The following is a 19,165-nucleotide window of genomic DNA, read 5'->3' as shown; positions in this document are numbered from 1 at the left end:
TGCTCCCAAAAGGGTTTCAGAAGTGTAGACGCACTGCCGGAGCTAGCCTGCTCGCGAATGTGGTGTGTCAGTCAGTGTGGATGTGGCTGACCTGACGCCTTCGCGAGCAGGCTCGCTCCCACAGAGAAACCCGGGGCTGACCGGGCTTTGTGATTCGGCACAGAAGTCTGTGGGAGCTGGCTTGCCAGCGATTGCGGTGGGTCCGTCAAAAAAGGTGGTGGATGTGCCGACCAATCGCTGGCAAGCCAGCTCCCACAGGGATTCGGGGTGGAATGAACATTGTTGGTCACCACAAAAACCTGTGGGAGCGAGCCTGCTCGCGAATGTGGTGTGTCAGTCAGTGTGGATGTGGCTGACCTGACGCCTTCGCGAGCAGGCTCGCTCCCACAGAGAAACCCGGGGCTGACCGGGCTTTGTGATTCGGCACAGAAGTCTGTGGGAGCTGGCTTGCCAGCGATTGCGGTGGGTCCGTCAAAGAAGGCGGTGGATGTGCCGATTGAATCGCTGGCAAGCCAGCTCCCACAGGGATTCGGGGCGGAATGAACATTGTTGGTCACCACAAAACCTGTGGGAGCGAGCCTGCTCGCGAATGTGGTGTGTCAGTCAGTGTGGATGTGGCTGACCTGACGCCTTCGCGAGCAGGCTCGCTCCCACAGAGAAATCCGGGGCTGACCGGGCTTTGTGATTCGGCACACAAATCTGTGGGAGCTGGCTTGCCAGCGATTGCGGTGGGTCAGTCAAAGAAGGCGGTGGATGTGCCGACCAATCGCTGGCAAGCCAGCTCCCACAGGGATTCGGGGCGGAATGAACATTGTTGGTCACCACAAAACCTGTGGGAGCGAGCCTGCTCGCGAATGCGGTAAGTCAGTCAAAGATGATGTGTCTGAAACGACGCCTTCGCGAGCAGGCTCGCTCCCACAGGGAAATCCGGGGCTGACCGGGCTTTGTGATTCGGCACATAGACTTGTGGGAGCTGGCTTGCCAGCGATTGCGGTGGGTCAGTCAAAGAAGGCGGTGGATGTGCCGACCAATCGCCGGCAAGCCAGCTCCCACAGGGATTCGGGGTGGAATGAACATTGTCGGTCACCACAAAAACCTGTGGGAGCACACCCCCTTCCCCAGTTTCGCTCTGGTCATTCGTCCCCCGGCGCCAGCAACAGATTGGGCGCCAGACGCTGATAGCCGTCCTGGGCCAAACGCATGTCCAACAGCAAACTGCCGAGATCCGCCGACAACGCCTCGGCTTCGGCGTCGTTCTCCAGATAGAGCAATTTCAGGTAGCTGTTGCAGCTCGGGCAGACTTCGGCGCGCAGCGGCGCCTGTTCGGCGCTGTGCCGGTCGTCTTCCTGGCTCAGATACTCAAGGCCCTTGCTCTGCTCGCAATACACGCACTTGACCCGCACCACATGCCATTCGCAGGCGCACAGCGAACACACCAGATAGCGCAAACCGTTGTGCTTGCCGCGATGGCGAATCACCCCGGCCATGGCCGGCGAACCACAGGCCGGGCATTGGCTGAGGCTGTCGCCAGGCTTGAGTTGCAGATTTGGCACACTGAGCAGCCAATGGCTCCAGGCGGTTTGCAGGGCGGCGCCGAGAAACGGCACCAGCGCCGCCGGCACCAGCGAATACTGCCCACTGACCAGCGCCACCGCCCACGCGCGCAACTGGCCGGAACTGGTCCCGCGCAGAGTGTCCAGCGCGTCGATCACTGCAGGTTGATCCGCTGGCGCATAGCGCTGCAGCAAGGCGTCAAGCCACGGCTGCCAGGCATCTTCGCGCACCAAGGTATCTGCCGCGAATGGTGGCAGACCGTGTTGCTGACAGGCTTCGAAACGCTGCGCATCAAACGGCGCGGTGAGCGGCGGATCGTCGAAGACCTGCTGCTGCGCCCGGCACAATCCGGCCATCAGCCGCAGATAATCCACCAACCCATTGCCCTCGGCCAGACGCTCGAGGCGTTCAGCGCGCAGGGCAAACAGGTTACGTGGCGGCAGATGCAGAAACGGCGGCGAACTGGCCGCCGCCTCGATTTCCCCAGGTTCAAGAATGCTTGGCAAAAGTCAGCCCTTTTTTGTCAGCGGTCGCTCGGGCACGTCCCGAGGCTGTTCGTCGCGGGTCACCTCGCGGTACCACAGTTCATGGTGTTTCTTCGCCCACGGCCGGCTGACCCAGCCATGCAGCATGGCGTCGACCGAACCCTTGATCCACAAACCGGCGTAGATGTGCACGATGATGCTCAGCACCAGCACGAATCCGGCCAGCGCATGCAACAGCATGGCCCAGCGGATCGTGGTGATGCCGAAGTACGCGCTGAACCACGCGCGCCAGATCACCAGCCCGGTGAACAGCAACGCGAGCATGCACAGCAGTAAAGTCCAGAACAGCAACTTCTGCCCGGCGTTGTATTTGCCTACCGGCGGCACGCTTTCTTCGTCGTTGACCATCACCCGGTTGATCCGCCGCAGCCACTGGCGATCATTGGCGATGAAAAAGTTGGTGCGCCAGAAGCTGAACACCAGGCCGAGAAACAGCACGAACATGGCGATGCCCATGTACGGGTGCAGGATGCGCGTCCAGGTGCCGCCGCCGAACAGATTACTGAGCCAGAACAGCGACGGATGAAACAACGCCAGCCCGGACAACCCGGCCATGAAAAACAGAATCGCCACCAGCCAGTGATTGGTGCGCTGGTTGGCGCTGTAACGCAGGATCGTCTTGTTGCTCATGGCCGCTCCTCCCCGCGTGGATCGAAGGTGTGCACCGCCGGATCGACCACGTGCACCGAGTTGTCGGGTGGCGTCGGATGTTCATCCTCCTCGACGCGATTCGGCCCGATGCGCACGTAGTGGAAGAACCCGGCCAGCACCGCCGCGCCCATCGCCAGCAGGCCGAGGGGTTTGCTGATGCCTTTCCACAAACCCACCAGCGGACTGATCGCCGGATGGTCCGGCAAACCTGCATAGATTTTTGGCGTGTCGGCGTGATGCAGCACGTACATCACGTGGGTGCCACCAACGCCTGCCGGGTCGTACAAACCGGCGTTTTCAAAGCCACGGCTTTTCAGGTCGACGATGCGTTCGGCGGCGTGTTCTTTCATGTCTTCCTTGGTGCCGAAGACGATCGCGCCGGTCGGGCAGGTTTTCACGCAGGCCGGCTCCAGCCCCACCGCCACCCGATCGGAACACAGCGTGCATTTGTAGGCCTTGTGATCCTTCTGCGAGATGCGCGGAATGTTGAACGGGCAACCGGTGATGCAATAGCCGCAACCGATGCAGTGGTCCTGATCGAAATCGACGATGCCGTTGGCATGCTGAATGATCGCCCCGGGGCTTGGGCACGCGGCCAGACAACCGGGCTCGGCGCAGTGCATGCAGCCGTCCTTGCGGATCAGCCATTCGAGGTTGCCGGCGTCGGTTTCGTGCTCGGTGAAGCGCATCAGCGTCCACGAATCCGCCGTCAAATCCTGCGGATTGTCGTAGGTGCCGTGGTTGTGGCCGACCTCGTCGCGCAGCTCGTTCCATTCCGAGCAGGCGACCTGGCAGGCCTTGCAGCCGATGCACTTGGTCGTGTCGATCAGCTTGGCAACGCCCTGCTGAGTCCTTACCGACGGCGGCACGGTGGTGGTGGCCGAGCGGGCAATGATGTCTTGGCTGGCCATTTACAGTTTCTCCACGTTGACCAGGAATGACTTGGATTCCGGGGTCTGAGTGTTGCCATCGCCGAGGAACGGCACCAGGGTGTTGGTCAGGTAACCGTGGCGCGTCAGGCCGGTGAAACCCCAGTGCAGCGGGATGCCGATCTGATGCACGACCTGGCCGTTGACCTGCAGCGGCCGGATCCGTTTGGTCACCACCGCCACCGCTTCGATAAAGCCGCGCTTGCAACTGACCCGCACCCGATCACCGGCAGCGATGCCCTTCTCGTTCGCCAGCACTTCACCGATTTCCACGAACTGCTCGGGCTGAGCAATCGCGTTCAACTTGCAGTGCTTGCTCCAGAAATGGAAATGCTCGGTAAGCCGGTAGCTGGTGCCGGCGTACGGGAAGTCCTTGGCTTCGCCGAGGGTTTCCCAGACCGAATCGAAGATCCGCGCCGCCGGGTTGCTGGTGGCCTTCTTGTTTTGCGGGTGCAGCGGGTTGATGCCGATCGGCGTTTCGAACGGCTCGTAGTGCTCAGGGAATGGCCCTTCGTTCATCTTGTCGACGGCGAAGAACCGGGCCACGCCTTCGGGGTTCATGATGAACGGATTCATCCCGGCTTCCGGCGGCACGTCGGCCTTGTAGTCCGGCACATCGGTGCCGGTCCAGGTCTTGCCGTTCCACCACACCAGCCGCTTTTTCGGGTCCCACGGTTTGCCCGCCGGGTCCGCCGAGGCGCGGTTGTAGAGAATCCGCCGATTGGCCGGCCACGCCCACGCCCAGCCCTGATGCTGGTGCATGCCGAACGGGTCGGCGTTATCGCGCCGGGCCATCTGGTTGCCGGCCTCGGTCCAGCTGCCGGCGAAAATCCAGCAACCGGACGCGGTGCTGCCGTCATCCTTGAGCAAGCCGAAACCGGCCAGTTGCGTACCAGCCTTGACCGTAACGCCACTGGCATCGGTGAAATCGCTGACAGCGGTGCCGTTGATTTCCCGCGCCAGTTCTTCCGGCGAAGGCTCGTCGGGGATCTTGTACGGCCACGACAGTTTCAGCAGCGGATCAGGAAACTTGCCGCCTTCGATCTGATAACGCTGGCGCAGGCGCAGGAACAGTTCGCTCATGATGCGAATGTCGGTCTGTGCTTCGCCGGGGCCGTCGGCACCCTTCCAGTGCCATTGCAGCCAGCGGCTGCTGTTGACCAGCGAGCCGTCTTCCTCGGCAAAACAGGTGGTCGGCAGGCGAATGACTTCGGTCTGGATTTCAGCGGTTTTCACGTCGTTGTACGGCCCGACGTTCTGCCAGAACTCCGAAGTCTCGGTGGCCAGCGGGTCCATCACCACCAGCCACTTGAGCTTGGCCAATGCGCCCATCACGCGGTTCTTGTCCGGTAACGCAGCGATCGGATTGAAGCCTTGGCAGAAGTAGCCGTTGACCTTGCCCTGGCTCATCAGGTCGAACATTTTCAGCACGTCGTAGTTGGGGATGTCGAGCTTCGGCAAATGGTCGAACAGCCAGTTGTTCTCGGCGGTGGCGTTGGCGCCGTACCAGGATTTCATCAGGCTGACGTGGAACTTGCTGTAGTTCTGCCAGTACGAAAGCTGCCCCGGTCTGAGCGGAACCTGCGTGCGTTTGAAGATGAACTGACCGTAATCCTGCTCGCTGTCGCTGGGCAGCGTGAGGTAGCCGGGCAAGGCGTTGGACAGCAGACCGAGGTCGGTCAGGCCCTGGATGTTCGAGTGCCCGCGCAAAGCGTTGACGCCACCGCCGGGCATGCCGACGTTGCCCAACAACAACTGCACCATCGCCGCGCTGCGGATGATCTGCGCGCCGATCGAGTGCTGCGTCCAGCCGAGCGCGTAGAGAATCGTCATGGTCTTGCCCGGTGTCGAGCAGGTGGCGATCTCTTCCCAGATTTTCTGCATGGCGTCGACCGGCATGCCGCAGATCTGGCTGGCCAGGTCGATGTTGTAGCGGCTGTAATGCTGCTTCATCAGTTGATAGACGCAGCGCGGGTCTTGCAGGGTCGGGTCGACGCGGACGAAACCGTCCTCGGCGAATTCGTAACCCCAGCCGGACTTGTCGGTATAGCTGCGTTTTTCCGCGTCATAGCCGCTGAACAGGCCGTCTTCGAAGCCATAGCCGGCTTTGACGATGAACGACACGTCGGTGTAATTGCGCACGTATTCGTGCTGGATCTTGTCCTCGGTCAGCAGGTAATTGATCAATCCGCCCATGAAGGCGATGTCGGTACCGGTGCGGATCGGCGCGTAATAGTCGGCCACCGAAGCGGTCCGGGTAAAACGCGGGTCAACCACGATCAGCCGCGCGGCGTTGTGCGCCTTGGCCTCGGTCACCCATTTGAAGCCGCACGGATGCGCTTCTGCTGCGTTGCCACCCATCACCAGGATCAGATTCGCGTTGGCGATATCGGTCCAGGTGTTGGTCATGGCACCACGGCCGTACGTCGGGGCAAGACTTGCCACCGTCGGGCCGTGTCAGACACGCGCCTGGTTATCGAACCCCAGCAGACCGAGGCTGCGAATCACCTTCTGAGTGATGTAGCCGGCTTCGTTGGATGCCGCCGATGCCGCGAGAAAACCGGTGGTCAGCCAGCGATTCACCGTTTGCCCGTTAACATTTTTCTCGATGAAGTTGGCGTCGCGGTCGGCCTTCATCAGGTCGGCGATGCGATCGAGGGCTTCGTCCCAGCCGATGCGCGTCCATTCATTGCTGCCGGGCTTGCGCACTTGCGGGTACTGCAAGCGGCCGGGGCTGTGAATGAAGTCGAGCAGGCCCGCGCCTTTCGGGCACAGCGTGCCGCGATTGACCGGGTGGTCGGAATCGCCTTCGATATGAATGATGTTTTGCGCCACGTTCTTGCCGGCATCGCCCTGGCTGTACATGATCAAACCGCAACCGACCGAGCAATACGGGCAGGTGTTGCGGGTTTCACGGGTGTGGGCGAGCTTGAAGTGACGCACCTGCTCGGCGAAGGCCGCCGTCGGGGCCATGCCCAACGCGCCCAAGCTTGAGCCTGCAAGGCCGATACCGGCGACCTTGAAGAACTGACGACGGCTGAGATCCATCGTGCACTCCTGATCAGGTGGAACCCGGTACTTGTGCCGGGCTTTATCTGGACAATCACGGTTGCGACGCCTTGACGCCGACTTTTTCACTGTAGACAAAGACCTTGCCGATTGTGTGAAAACCGACCGTCGGGTGTGTGGGCGCAGAATTTGCCCTGCACCCCAATCCCTGTGGGAGCTGGCTTGCCAGCGATTGCGGTGGGTCAGCAACACCTATGCCGACTGTGCCGGCGCCATCGCTGGCAAGCCAGCTCCCACAGGGTTATGAGGTTGCCGTCAGGATTTATGTGCCCCGCCCGGGCCACGAGTTATCATGGCGCCCACGAACCACCCGCCGCCCCGAGACCGCGCATGACTTTCGATTTTGATCAGCTGTTCGACCGCCACCACACTGGTAGCACCAAGTGGAGCCGCTACCCGGCCGATGTGTTGCCGATGTGGGTCGCTGATATGGATTTCGCCGCGCCGCCGGTCATCGTCGAAGCCTTGCAACAGCGCCTGCTGCACCCGCTGCTAGGTTACAGCGTGGCCCAGGACAACCTGCGTGCAGCCATCGTCGCCGACCTGTGGAACAAGTACGCATGGCAGGTCAAACCGCAGGAGCTGATTTTCCTGCCGGGCGTGGAATCGGGATTCAACATGGCGCTCAAGGCTTTGGTGCAGGCGCAGCAGAATGTCGTCGTGCAAGTGCCGAACTATCCGCCGCTGCGCCATGCGCCGGGCCACTGGGGCCTGAACAAGGTCGAGCTGCAATTCGAAGCCCAGGCCGATGGCACTTACGCCACGCCGCTGGAATCTTTGCGTGAGTCGCTGAAAGGCGGCGGCGCCCTGCTGTTGAGCAACCCGCACAACCCGCTCGGCAAGGTCTTCGACCGCGAAGAATTGCAGGCAGTGGCGGATATCTGCGCAGCGCAGGACGCGTGGATCATCTCCGACGAAATTCATGCCGAACTGTGCTTCGACGGCCGCGTGCACATTCCCACCGCCTCGCTGAGTCCGGAAATTTCCAAGCGCACGATCACCCTGATGTCGGCGAGCAAGGCCTACAACATCGCCGGTCTGAAGACCTCGTTCATGATCATCCAGGACGCCGCGCTGCGTGAACGCGTCAACCACGCCCGCTGCGGCATGGTCGACAGCGTCAACCCGCTGGGCATGGAAGCCACCCGCGTCGCCTACAGCGAAGCCGGGCCTTGGCTCGCGGAATTGAAAATCTACCTGCAGGCCAACCGCGACTGGCTGGTGAACGCCGTACGCACGCGGCTGCCGGGCGTGACCATCACTGTGCCGCAGGGCACGTATCTGGCGTGGCTCGATTGCACCGCGCTGGACCTGCCGGATCCGCAGCGGTTCTTCCTCGAACAGGGCAAGGTCGGGCTGAGTGCCGGGCTCGATTTTGGTGACCGGCATCAGCAGTTCGTGCGCTTGAACTTCGGTTGCCCGAGGGCGATGCTGGAAGAAGGGATTGCGCGGATGGAGCGGGCGCTGGCTAATCGCAATCTCTGATCCTGCCCCGAGATTCCCCTGTATAAATGACCCCCTGTGGGAGCGAGCCTGCTCGCGAAAGCGCAGTGTCAGTCGACATATTTATCGTCTGACAGACCGCTTTCGCGAGCAGGCTCGCTCCCACATTGGTTTTGCATAGCCAACTAAATCCAGCGCAAATCCGATCGAACTCAAGGCAAAGCCACCGGGTCAACCCGGAACACTGGACTTGAAATCAGGAGACCCTGCGATGACTGACTATCCAAAACCACCCTTCCCGAAACAAGCCCAACCGGTGCCCGGCTCGCAACGCAAGATGGAACCGTATCCAGACTGCGGCGAGCAAAGTTACGTCGGTTCCGGCCGCCTCGCCGGCAAGATCGCGCTGATCACCGGTGCCGACAGCGGCATCGGTCGCGCGGTGGCGATTGCCTTCGCCCGTGAAGGCGCCGACGTCGCCGTGGCTTACCTGAATGAACACGAAGACGCCAAGGAAACCGCACGCTGGGTCGAACAGGCCGGGCGTCAGTGCATCCTGCTGCCGGGCGATATCGCCGAAAAGGCTCAGTGCCAGGCGCTGGTCGACAAGACCGTCGAGCGCTTTGGCCGCATCGACATATTGGTCAACAACGCCGCGTTCCAGATGACCCATGAAAACTTCGAGGAAATCCCCGATGACGAATGGGTGATGACCTTCGACGTCAACATCACCGCCATGTTCAGGATCTGCCAGGCGGCGATCAAACACATGCGCCCCGGTTCGTCGATTATCAACACCAGCTCGGTCAACTCGGACATGCCCAAGCCGACTCTACTGGCCTACGCCACCACCAAAGGCGCGATCGCCAACTTCACCGGTGGCCTGGCGCAGATGCTCGGGCCGAAGGAAATTCGCGTCAACAGCGTCGCCCCAGGCCCCATCTGGACGCCGCTGATCGTCTCGACCATGCCCGATGAAGAAGTACAGAACTTCGGCGGCAGCACCCCGCTCGGCCGTCCGGGCCAACCGGTGGAAGTCGCACCGATTTACGTGCTGCTGGCCTCCGACGAAGCCAGCTATATCACCGGCCAGCGCTACGGCGTGACCGGCGGCAAACCGATGCTGTAACCGTGCAGCAGAAAAACTGAACCCGAGCGGCATGGCATCTCTCCATACCTTTAAGCGCCTACGGGCCAACTGGAACAGGAGGTTGTCATGTCCGCCCCCCTCGTCAGACTCTTCACCCAACCCAACTTCGCCTGGACCGATATCCGCCGCGAAGAAGAAACCCATCCCCGCCACTACCTCGCGCATTTGCTGCTGCTCGCGTTGATTCCGGCCGTGTGCCTGTTCATCGGCACCACTCAAGTCGGTTGGAGCCTCGCCGCGGGTGAGAACGTGCGCCTGAGCACGGCCAGCGCCCTGCAGTTGAGCGTGCTGCTGTACGTGACGATTGTCGCCGGTGTGGCGGTTATCGGCGGATTCATTCGCTGGATGTCGCGATCGTTCGATGCGCGGCCAACGCTGAATCAATGCATCGGTTTTGCCGCTTACACGGTGACGCCGTTTTTCCTCGCCGGGATCGCCGGGCTGTACCCGAGCCGCTGGCTGGCGATTCTGGTGCTCGGCGCGGCGTCGATCTATTCGACGTTTTTGCTGTTCGTCGGCCTGCCGACCTTCATGCATGAGCGCAAGGAGCAAGGCCTGCTGTATTCGGCGTGCGTGTGGGGCGTTGGCCTGCTGGTGCTGGTGACCATGCTGGTGTCGATGATCCTGCTGTGGTTCAACGTGCTCATCCCCGAGTACCTGCGCACGACCGTGAGCTGACCCGGTGCGCCTGTCCTCGAGAATTCACCGAAGTGAGCGGTCATGAGTTTCGGCGTATGGGTCGCGGTGCTCGGCGCCGTGCTGCTGACGCTGGCCCTGACGTCGTCATGGTTGCGCTGGATGCCGGTCACCACCTCGGCGGTGTGCCTGCTGCTGGGCATTGCCATTGGCCCCAGCGGCCTCGACCTGCTGCAATTGCCGCTGGAAGAATCATCATTGTGGATGGAGCACCTGACTGAAGTCGCGGTGCTCTTTTCCTTGTTCGTCTGCGGTCTGAAGCTGCGGTTGCCGTTGGCCCACAAGACCTGGCGTATCGCTTTTGGTCTGGCCGGGCCGGTAATGATTCTGACGATTATCGGCGTGTGCCTGCTATTGCATTGGGGCCTGCAATTGCCGTGGGGACCGTCGTTGCTGATCGGCGCGATTCTGGCCCCGACCGACCCGGTGCTCGCCGCACTGGTGCAGGTCAATGATGCGCAGGACGTCGACAGCGTGCGCTTCGGCCTCTCCGGTGAAGCCGGGCTCAATGATGGCGTGGCTTTCCCTTTCGTGATTCTCGGTCTGCTGTTGCTGCACGGTGACGGCAGCGCTGGCGAATGGCAGCACTGGGTGCTTCGCAGTCTGTTATGGGCGGTGCCGGCGGGTTTGCTCACCGGCTACTGGATGGGGCGCGGCATTGGCCGCATCGCTCTGTTGCTGCGCATTCACAACGAGGACAGCACCCTCGGCCCGAACGATTACCTCACTCTCGCGCTGATCGCGCTGTCCTACGTGGTGGCCGACGCCATTGGCGGCTACGGCTTTCTTGCGGTCTTCGCTGCTGGCCTGGGTCTGCGTCAGGAGGAAGTCAAATCCACGGGCATCACCCAGGCACCTGCCGAGCATCTGGTGCAGCCGGTGGTCGGTCATCAGAACGTCGAACCACAGAACGCCGTGCATGGCGACACCGAGAAGCTGGAAGACAGCCAGGTCGCGGCGGGAATCATGATGGGCGACATGCTCGCATTCGGCAGTCTGGTCGAGCGGGCGATGGAGGTGTTTCTGGTGACCTTGCTCGGCGTCGTGCTGATTGCGCATTGGGACTGGCGGGCCTTGTGGATTGGCGCCGTGCTGTTCTGTCTGATTCGTCCACTGAGCGTGGCGCTGATGCCGTGGGGCAATCTGCTCAGCGGACCGCAGCGTTTGTTGATCGGCTGGTTTGGCATTCGTGGCATCGGCAGCCTGTTCTATCTGTTCTTCGCCCTGAACCATGGCCTCGATTCCGACGTGGCCAAGGTCTGTACCGACATCACGTTGTCGGTGGTGGCCCTGAGTATCCTGCTGCATGGCATCAGCACACAGCCGATGCTGGCGCGCTATGAAAGTCTGAAGCAACGAAAAAGCTGATTCTTCAACCGCTGCGCTTTGCCGAAAATCATCGAAGATTTTTCTACAAAAAAATGGATCGCCGGGCGCGACCCAAGGGTCACACCTTTAACCGCGCCAACCATCCAGCGCGACCCGGCAGGTTCGGTTCCCCTGCGGTGAACAGCCTATCAAACGGAACCCCGACACAAACAAGGTCACAGTCATGAACGAATGCTCGACTCCTGCGCAAATCAAGGCTTGCAGAGCACTGGCTCTGGAACGCAATCGTCAACTGTTCGAAGAAGCCCACGAACTGAACCGAGCGGCCAACGCGCTGCTGGAACAGACCCCGACCGACTTCGAACGCTTTGAGCAATACCGGGCACTGCGCAAGAAAGCCGATGCGAAATTTGAAGATGCGATTGATCATCTGTGTGTGCTGAATGAGGATTTCCCGCCGATTCCGGCAGCGGTGCAGAATGCTGTTACACCGCGGCGTGAGCTGGAAATTGCGTGATAAAAGTCAAAAGCCCCTCACCCTAGCCCTCTCCCGGAGGGAGAGGGGACTGACCGGGGTGTTCTCACGTGCTACACCGACCTGGCGTACCGCGCCGAATGTAGATTTTGAAAAGCATGAAGATCTGCTCCCTTTCCCCCTCGCCCCCTTGGGGGAGAGGGCTGGGGTGAGGGGGTAAGATCTCACTAACACCACAAAATCCAGCACCTGTCCCCTGCCCCCGACCAATCCACCTCAAGGATTGGTCACCTGAATAAACACCGCATACACCCCCAACATCACCCAGAACGTCGCAAAAATCCAAGGCGTGCGCACCGAGAACAGCAACGACTTGCGATAGCCCTTGTGGCTCGATTCCATTTCGCTGAACAGTGGAGACTCGTCATACGCCGCGCCCATCACCGGTTCGCTGTGCAGCAACTGGCTCTGCTTGAAGTGCCAGTGATCAATGATGTCGTACGCCGCACGAATCCCCGGCCAGGCATTCAGCGAACTGAGCACACCAAGCAGCGCCAGAAACGGCGGCACGACAAGGGTGAACATCTTGCCCCACTCGGGATTTAGGTTGGCCATGCACGAGGCGAAAGCAATGACCAGAAACGACTGCGCCGCCAGATAGGCGTCGGTGCGGTTGGCGAGGATGCTGGTTTCGTACTGGATTTCCCGGCGGTAGAAATCCAGCCGCTCCTTGGGTGAGCCAAACATCTTGGCGTCGTGTTCGGCCAAGGCTTCTTCAACAGCGCTTGGCTGGGTCAATATGCGTGACAAGAGACGTGCCCTCAAAAAGTGAACAAGACTTTTGGAAAGGCACGCTTAAGCACTAGTTCAGCCGGATCGACCAGCGCGTCACTTCATCGACTGGGCGATGATCTGGACCAGATTCAACTGGGTGAACGGTTTCGGCAGACGCGGCAGATCGGCGGCGAAGCCTTCCAGGCGTTCGGCATATCCAGTGGCGAGAATGATCGGCAGATCCGGCTTGAGCATACGCAAGGCATGGGCCAGTTGCGCGCCGCTCATTTTTGGCATGGCCATGTCGGTGATCACCAGATCGATGACCTCGCGCTGATCGAACAGCGCCAGCGCCTGAGCGCCGGAAGTCGCGCCGATGACCCGATGACCGAGGTCTTCGAGCAACAGACTGGTGCTGGTCAGCACCAGTGAATCATCATCGACCACCAGCACGCTGAGCCTTGGGACCGCAATGGGCGCAGCGTTGCTGTACGCCGGGCGGCTGGCCGTTGGCTCAAGCGCCACTGGAATCCACAGTTCGGCCGCCGTGCCGTGGCCCTTCTCGCTTTTGAGAGTAAAGCGCCCGCCCAACTGCTCGATGAAGCCATGCACCATCGACAAACCGAGCCCGGTGCCTTTGCCCAGGCCTTTGGTGGTGAAGAACGGGTCGCGGGCGCAGGCCAGCGTGGCTTCGTCCATGCCTTCGCCGCTGTCGATCAGGCTCAGGCAGACGTAACGCCCCGCCGCCAGGGTCGAATGAGTTTGTTCCAGCACCACTTCGGCTTGCGCCTGAATGATCACCGTGCCGCCCTCGGGCATGGCATCGCGGGCGTTGGTCGCCAGATTGAGGATCGCCAGTTCCAGCTGATTGCTATCGGCCAGCACTGGCTGCAGATCGTCGGGAAAGCGCGTTTCGATACGAATCCCCGGCCCGAGCGAACTGCGCAGCAGCCCGGTGATGCCTTGCACCAGTTGCGGGATATCCACCGATTCGGTCTTGAGTTCCTGACGCCGGGCGAAGGCCAGCATGCGCTGGGTCAGCGAGACACCGCGCAAGGCCCCTTGGGTGGCGTTCTCCAGCAGTCGAGCGATTTTCGGCGCGTCGCCGATGCGTTTCTGCACGATCTCGAGATTGCCGAGAATCACCGTCAGCAGGTTGTTGAAGTCATGGGCGATGCCGCCGCTGAGTTGGCCGATCGCCTGCATCTTCTGCGCCTGGAACAACGCCTCGCGGGTCTTTTCCAGGGCTTGCTGCGCCTCGTGCGCCTCGGTCACATCGCGGGTGATCTTGGCAAAGCCGAGCAGCGTGCCGGTGTCGCCGCGAATCGCATCGACGACCACGTGGGCAAGAAACCGCGTGCCGTCCTTGCGCATCCGCCAACTGCGGCTCTCGAACCGGCCTTCGCGGGTGGCAATCTCCAGCGAGCGCTGCGGCTCGCCGAGTTCGCGGTCTTCGGGGGTGTAGAAAATCGAAAAATGCTGGCCGATGATTTCTTCCGGCAAGTAACCCTTGATGCGCTGCGCGCCCTGGTTCCAGTTGCTGACGCAGCCTTCGGGGCTGAGCATGTAGATCGCGTAGTCGGTGACGCCCTGCACCAGCAGGCGGAACTGCTGTTCGCTTTGCTTGAGGGTTTCCTCGGCCATTTTGCGGTCGGTGAGGTCGCGGGTGATCTTGGCGAACCCCAGCAGCTTGCCGTTGGGGTCGATGATCGGGTCGATCACCACGTGCGACCAGAAGTGCGTGCCGTCCTTGCGCACGCGCCAGCCCTCGCCTTCGAAGCGACCTTCACGGATCGCTGTGTCCAGCGCCCGTTGCGGCATGCCGTTGGCGCGGTCTTCCGGGGTATAGAAGCGCGAGAAATGCTCGCCGATGATTTCCGCTTCTTCGTAGCCCTTGAAGCGTTTGGCGCCGGAGTTCCAACTGGTGATGGTACCGTCGGGGTCGATCATGTAGATCGCATAGTCGACAACCGCGTCGATCAATAGCCGGAAACGGCTGTCTTCGATCGCTGCGGTACTGTTGTTTTCACTCATCACACTCACCAGCCACTGTCATGGGCTGAAGTATGCGTGAATCCACTGATTTGGAAAGTGCCGGCTCGCTTTTGATTGCCCACCACTGCGGCAGCAGTTGCTGGATGCGGCTTTCGGCAAAGCGGTCATCAATGAGCATGACCGTGCCGCGATCCTCGCGGGTGCGAATCACCCGCCCGGCGGCTTGTACGACTTTTTGCATGCCCGGATACAGATAGGTGTAGTCGTAGCCGGCGCCAAAAATGGCGGCCATGCGCCGCTTCATCTGCTCGTTGACCGGGTTGAGCTGCGCCAGCCCCAGCGTGGCGATGAACGCGCCGATCAGCCGCGCGCCGGGCAAATCGATGCCCTCGCCAAATGCCCCGCCCAGCACCGCAAACCCGACGCCCTGGCTGTCGGCGCTGAACTGGTCGAGAAACGCCTGCCGCGCGCCCTCGGCCATGCCCCGCGATTGCAGCCATTGAGTGATGTGCGGATGGCGCTCGGCCAATAACGTCGCGACCTGTTGCAGGTAATCGAAACTGCTGAAGAACGCCAGATAGTTGCCCGGGCGCTCGCTGAACTGGCGCGCGATCAGCTCGACGATAGGCTCCAGCGAGGCCTGGCGATGGTTAAAACGGGTGGAGATCTGGCTGACGATGTGTACCTGCAATTGCTCGGCGCTGAACGGCGATTCGACGTCGATGCACACCGTGTCGGCGGGCGTGCCGAGCAGGTCGGCGTAGTAGTTGCGCGGGCTCAGCGTGGCCGAGAACAGCACGCTGCTGCGCGCCGCGGTCAGGCGCGGGCCGATGAACGCCGCCGGCACCACGTTGCGCAGACACAGTTGCGACAGCGGACGCTTGCGGTCGAGATCGCGTTTGCTGATATCGAACAGGTAATGCTCGTCGTACAGCTCGGCGACCCGGGCGAATTGCAGCAGATCGAAATAGAAATTCTGCAAGCTGCTGTCGAGGCCTTGCGGATGCTCGTTGAGGTAATCACCAATGGCCGCGCAACACAGCGAGATGGCGTGCAGGAGCTTGTCCGGCGCCTTGTCGTACGCCTGATACGCCGCCAGTTGCGGCGCATGCAGCGCGTTCCATTCGCGGTTGACCCGTTGCAGGGAATTCTTCAGCGCTGCCGGCGCGGTTTTGCGCACGCTGGCGAGGGTGAACTGGTCGAGACTGGCGCTGTACATTTGCCGGCCGCGTTCGACCAGGTTGTGCGCCTCGTCGGCCAGCACCGCGACTTTCCATTGATTGAGCTGGGCCAGGCCGAACAGCAGCGCGCTGAAGTCGAAGTAATAGTTGTAGTCGGCAACCACCACATCCGCCCAACGGGCCATTTCCTGACTCAGGTAATACGGGCATACGCTGTGCTGCGCGGCAACTTCACGCATCGCCGCCTGATCCAGCAGATTGATATGGCTGGCAGATTCGCGGGCAGCCGGCAGGCGATCATAAAAACCCTGGGCCAACGGACAGGATTCACCGTGGCAGGCTTTGTCCGGATGTTCGCAGGCCTTGTCGCGAGCAACCATTTCCATCACTCGCAGCGGCAAGTCCGGCGCTTGCCTGAACAACACTTGACTGGCATCGAGCGCCAGTTTGCGTCCGGGAGTCTTGGCGGTGAGAAAGAACACCTTGTCCAGTTGCTGCGGCGCCAGGGCCTTGAGCATCGGAAACAGCGTGCCAAGGGTTTTGCCAATCCCGGTCGGTGCCTGGGCCATCAGACAGCGGCCGGTGCTGACGGCTTTGAACACTGATTCGGCCAGATGCCGTTGGCCGGGACGAAAATCCGCATGCGGGAACGCCAGTTGCTGCGCGGCCAGATTGCGCGCTTCGCGATGGGCCATTTCCTGCTCGGCCCATTGCAGGAACAAGCCGCACTGCTGCGTGAAAAACGTCTGGAGTGACTCGGCGCTGTGGGATTCGACCAGGCAGGTTTCCTTTTCGCTGACGACGTCGAAATACACCAGCGCCAGATTGATCTGCTGCAATTGCAGTTTCTGGCACATCAACCAGCCGTAGATTTTCGCCTGCGCCCAGTGCAACTGGCGGTGATTGGCCGGTTGCCTGCTCAGGTCGCCGCGATAGGTTTTGACTTCTTCCAGGCAGTTTTGCGCCGGGTCGTAGCCATCCGCCCTGCCCTTGACCTTCAGCTCGCCGAATTCGCCTTGCAGAGCCACTTCGCTCTGGTACTGCTCGCTGCGCCGCGAGGCCACGGTGCGATGGCCGACGATGCCTTCGAGCGCGGTCGGTGACGGGGTGAAGCGCAGGTCGAGATCACCGGTCTTGGCGGTGAACTCGCACAGTGCACGCACGGCAACGCTGTAACTCAAGCGCTCTGCTCCGCCCATTGCACGTAACACACCGCCACCGGCATCTGGTGCTCGTGGCAGAACTCCAGCCAGCGCAGTTGATTGTCCTGCAAGCGGTCGCCGGGGCCTTTGACTTCGATCATCCGGTAGGTCTTGTGCTGCGGCCAGAACTGGATCAGGTCCGGCATGCCGGCGCGGTTGGCCTTGATGTCGAGCAACAGGCGATTGAACCAGTGTTTCAGGTGTTCGGCGGGCAGACAGGCCAGCGCCTGCTCCAGCAAGTCTTCGTTGAGCGCGCCCCAGAACACGAAAGGCGACTGAATGCCCCACTTGTCGACAAAACGCTGGCGAATGGTCTCGGCGTAGCGGCCGTCATCGAGTTCGCCCAGGCACGCCTGGAACAGCTCGGCGCGGCGCTCGAGGAAGTCTTCACTGAGCAGATCCACCGGGCCGCGCTGGAACGGGTGGAAGAACGCGCCCGGCAACGGCGCGAAGATCGCTGGCCAGCACAACAGGCCGAACAGTGAATTGATCAGGCTGTTCTCGACGTAATGCACCGGGCCGTCATCGGCGTGCAAGTGCGCTTGTACGTGAAATTCCACCGACCGCGCCGGATCGCTGCGCGGCAAATGCAAATCGAGGCGCTCGACCTCTCTGGCCTTGGCACGCTTGAGCGGCGGGCCACCGAGTTTACGCCGCAGACGCGGGACGATGCGCTGCAAGCCTTGCTGCTCGGCGGCACTTTGCGGCGCCTGTTCGGCCAGCGTGCCGAGTTCCAGCGCCAATGCATATTCGCCGCAACGTTCAAGCACACGGATCATGCGCAGCCGTGCGCCCGGATAAGCGCAGTCGCGGTAAACACTCAGGGCCAGCGCAAAGTCGCCGATGCGCTCGGCGTACTGGCCGATCTGGAACAACGCCTTGGCTTGTCGGCGGCGCAGCCACGGGTTGTCGAATTGCACGGCGTTGATCTGTTCGACGATCTCGTCCAGCGCTTCACCGGCTTCGAAGCGCAACTGGCATTGATGCAGGAACAGGCAGGCGTCGACGTCTTCGCGACTGCGCAGGCCTCGGGAGTCAGCGCAGAACTCGACTTTTTCATAAGTGAAGATGCCGAGGTCGGCCAGCACGAACTCCGACCAGTCCTGATACAGATTGCCGAAGAACATCAGGCGCAGGCGATCGCACAGGTCCATCAGGGTGAGGCTGAACAGCCGATCAGCCAGTTGCGGCGCCCAGACGCGCAGGGCCTGCGACTCGCTGAACTGTTCGGCCAGCACGGGCAGCCATTCGTCCTTGCGCCCTTTCGGTTGATCGATAAAGGTGCCGAACGCTTGCAGCAGCTCGGCCTTGAGCAGGACATCAAACAGCTCTGCCAGGGTCAGCGCAGCGTGTTCATCGAGCCAGCCGCGATCAAGCAACGGCTGCGCCGCCTCAGCGATGTCGCCGATTTCCAGATAATTGAGTTTGCTCGCGCGAAAGTGAATGCCCTTGCGCATGACCATGCGCACCAGCAATCCCTGCGAGGCTTGCGGCAGCGTATTGAAGTCGCGGATGAAGCCGTGTTCGCTTGCGCTCATCACATCGGCATAGCGAAGCCCAAGCCAATCAAGCACTTGCCGGAAGTTGTTGAGGTAATAGAACGGATCGTCGAGAGGGTTGGAGGTCACGGGAATTCAAAGCCACGGCAAGCGAACACTGGTTATGCGTACAGATAACAGCTCAGCCCCGCCCGGCGCAAACGGAAAAAGATCAATGGCATTTTTTCGTGCCGCCATCGAACTTTTCCGCCGCTGCTGGCACCAACCGCGTTACAGGGCCGACAATGCCCGCAATCACATTCAAGCAAGGAGTCAGAGGTGGGTATGAAAATCAAGATGCTGGGCATTCCTGTAGCGGTCGCAGCCCTGTTGGCGCTGGGCGGCTGTTCGACCCAGACCGTGGTGACGCTGCAGAACGGCACCCAGTACCTGACCGAGGACATGCCGAAGACCGAGACCGAAGACGGTTTCTATGAGTTCGAGGACATTTCCGGCGCCAAGGTCAAGGTTCGCGCTGATGAAGTAGCGACCGTGCGTAAGGAAGACTGATCCGATAATTACCGCGTTATCCTTCAATCGCGGGCAAGCCCGCTCCCACAGGTCTTATGTCGTTCACAGCGTGGATGTACGACTCAGACTCTGTGGGAGCTGGCTTGCCAGCGATGGCGCCATT

The 19,165-nt window shown here is 61.2% G+C and carries 14 protein-coding genes; 6 read left to right on the top strand and 8 right to left on the bottom strand.

Going from position 1 to position 19,165, the window contains the following annotated elements; translation table 11 throughout:
* Positions 1-1,133 precede the first annotated feature (1,133 nt).
* From fdhE to fdnG, 4 genes are read right to left on the bottom strand one after another with little or no spacing between them, the layout of a single operon-like run.
* The gene (gene fdhE, locus ACZZ0K_RS09935; protein WP_252884264.1) at positions 1,134-2,060 is read right to left on the bottom strand and encodes a formate dehydrogenase accessory protein FdhE; all 927 of its coding nucleotides are present in this window, start codon (positions 2,058-2,060) and stop codon (positions 1,134-1,136) included.
* Between the two features lie 3 nt (positions 2,061-2,063).
* A complete protein-coding gene (locus ACZZ0K_RS09930) occupies positions 2,064-2,729 on the bottom strand; it encodes a formate dehydrogenase subunit gamma (RefSeq protein ID WP_071172525.1) in 666 nt (221 codons plus the stop codon).
* Positions 2,726-3,661 (bottom strand): formate dehydrogenase subunit beta, encoded by a 936-nt coding sequence (gene fdxH / locus ACZZ0K_RS09925; RefSeq protein WP_258706738.1) that lies wholly within the window; start codon positions 3,659-3,661, stop codon positions 2,726-2,728. Before fdxH ends, ACZZ0K_RS09930 begins: the two co-directional genes overlap by 4 nt.
* Positions 3,662-6,727, bottom strand: a complete 3,066-nt coding sequence (gene fdnG / locus ACZZ0K_RS09920; protein WP_258706739.1) for a formate dehydrogenase-N subunit alpha — start codon at positions 6,725-6,727, stop codon at positions 3,662-3,664. It lies immediately after the preceding gene.
* Between the two features lie 351 nt (positions 6,728-7,078).
* Between fdnG and ACZZ0K_RS09915 the strand changes: the two genes are divergently transcribed.
* From ACZZ0K_RS09915 to ACZZ0K_RS09895, 5 genes are all read left to right on the top strand, one after another.
* Positions 7,079-8,233 (top strand): MalY/PatB family protein, encoded by a 1,155-nt coding sequence (locus ACZZ0K_RS09915; protein WP_258706740.1) that lies wholly within the window; start codon positions 7,079-7,081, stop codon positions 8,231-8,233.
* Positions 8,234-8,462: 229 nt separating this feature from the next.
* Positions 8,463-9,320 carry a glucose 1-dehydrogenase gene (locus ACZZ0K_RS09910; protein ID WP_016774822.1) on the top strand — a complete coding sequence of 286 codons (858 nt, stop codon included), beginning with the start codon at positions 8,463-8,465 and terminating at the stop codon, positions 9,318-9,320.
* Positions 9,321-9,407: 87 nt separating this feature from the next.
* On the top strand, positions 9,408-10,019 hold the full coding sequence (locus ACZZ0K_RS09905) for a Yip1 family protein (protein WP_056786193.1): 612 nt from the start codon (positions 9,408-9,410) through the stop codon (positions 10,017-10,019).
* Between the two features lie 42 nt (positions 10,020-10,061).
* Entirely contained in the window at positions 10,062-11,405 is a 1,344-nt protein-coding gene (locus tag ACZZ0K_RS09900; RefSeq protein ID WP_150740892.1) for a cation:proton antiporter, read from the top strand.
* A gap of 184 nt (positions 11,406-11,589) precedes the next feature.
* Positions 11,590-11,883 carry a hypothetical protein gene (locus ACZZ0K_RS09895; RefSeq protein ID WP_056786199.1) on the top strand — a complete coding sequence of 98 codons (294 nt, stop codon included), beginning with the start codon at positions 11,590-11,592 and terminating at the stop codon, positions 11,881-11,883.
* Between the two features lie 234 nt (positions 11,884-12,117).
* Here ACZZ0K_RS09895 and ACZZ0K_RS09890 read toward each other — a convergent pair whose 3' ends face one another.
* The 4 genes from ACZZ0K_RS09890 to ACZZ0K_RS09875 form a co-directional block, all read right to left on the bottom strand.
* Complete coding sequence (locus tag ACZZ0K_RS09890) at positions 12,118-12,651, bottom strand: hypothetical protein (protein WP_016774826.1); 534 nt, start codon at positions 12,649-12,651, stop codon at positions 12,118-12,120.
* 78 nt (positions 12,652-12,729) lie between these two features.
* The gene (locus tag ACZZ0K_RS09885; protein ID WP_258706741.1) at positions 12,730-14,649 is read right to left on the bottom strand and encodes a hybrid sensor histidine kinase/response regulator; all 1,920 of its coding nucleotides are present in this window, start codon (positions 14,647-14,649) and stop codon (positions 12,730-12,732) included.
* Positions 14,642-16,972: an ATP-dependent DNA helicase gene (locus ACZZ0K_RS09880; protein ID WP_258706742.1), complete on the bottom strand. Its 2,331-nt coding sequence runs from the start codon at positions 16,970-16,972 to the stop codon at positions 14,642-14,644. The genes ACZZ0K_RS09885 and ACZZ0K_RS09880 overlap by 8 nt, the downstream gene beginning before the upstream one ends.
* Entirely contained in the window at positions 16,969-18,621 is a 1,653-nt protein-coding gene (locus ACZZ0K_RS09875; RefSeq protein WP_258706743.1) for a VRR-NUC domain-containing protein, read from the bottom strand. The genes ACZZ0K_RS09880 and ACZZ0K_RS09875 overlap by 4 nt, the downstream gene beginning before the upstream one ends.
* 195 nt (positions 18,622-18,816) lie before the next feature.
* Between ACZZ0K_RS09875 and ACZZ0K_RS09870 the strand changes: the two genes are divergently transcribed.
* On the top strand, positions 18,817-19,041 hold the full coding sequence (locus ACZZ0K_RS09870) for a YgdI/YgdR family lipoprotein (RefSeq protein WP_016774830.1): 225 nt from the start codon (positions 18,817-18,819) through the stop codon (positions 19,039-19,041).
* Positions 19,042-19,165: the final 124 nt, after the last annotated feature.

It is taken from the genome of Pseudomonas sp. AC255 (assembly GCF_979258175.1).
The sequence above is the reverse complement of the archived record's forward strand: the minus strand, read 5'-3'. Positions and strand labels throughout refer to the sequence as shown.

What these genes read in the sequence shown, in the direction of transcription:
- ACZZ0K_RS09930 (WP_071172525.1), bottom strand. Translation starts at nt 2,729, where the DNA reads ATGAGCAACAAGACGATCCTGCGTTACAGCGCCAACCAGCGCACCAAT.
- fdxH (WP_258706738.1), bottom strand. Translation starts at nt 3,661, where the DNA reads ATGGCCAGCCAAGACATCATTGCCCGCTCGGCCACCACCACCGTGCCG.
- ACZZ0K_RS09915 (WP_258706740.1), top strand. Translation starts at nt 7,079, where the DNA reads ATGACTTTCGATTTTGATCAGCTGTTCGACCGCCACCACACTGGTAGC.
- ACZZ0K_RS09910 (WP_016774822.1), top strand. Translation starts at nt 8,463, where the DNA reads ATGACTGACTATCCAAAACCACCCTTCCCGAAACAAGCCCAACCGGTG.
- ACZZ0K_RS09905 (WP_056786193.1), top strand. Translation starts at nt 9,408, where the DNA reads ATGTCCGCCCCCCTCGTCAGACTCTTCACCCAACCCAACTTCGCCTGG.
- ACZZ0K_RS09900 (WP_150740892.1), top strand. Translation starts at nt 10,062, where the DNA reads ATGAGTTTCGGCGTATGGGTCGCGGTGCTCGGCGCCGTGCTGCTGACG.
- ACZZ0K_RS09895 (WP_056786199.1), top strand. Translation starts at nt 11,590, where the DNA reads ATGAACGAATGCTCGACTCCTGCGCAAATCAAGGCTTGCAGAGCACTG.
- ACZZ0K_RS09885 (WP_258706741.1), bottom strand. Translation starts at nt 14,649, where the DNA reads ATGAGTGAAAACAACAGTACCGCAGCGATCGAAGACAGCCGTTTCCGG.
- ACZZ0K_RS09870 (WP_016774830.1), top strand. Translation starts at nt 18,817, where the DNA reads ATGAAAATCAAGATGCTGGGCATTCCTGTAGCGGTCGCAGCCCTGTTG.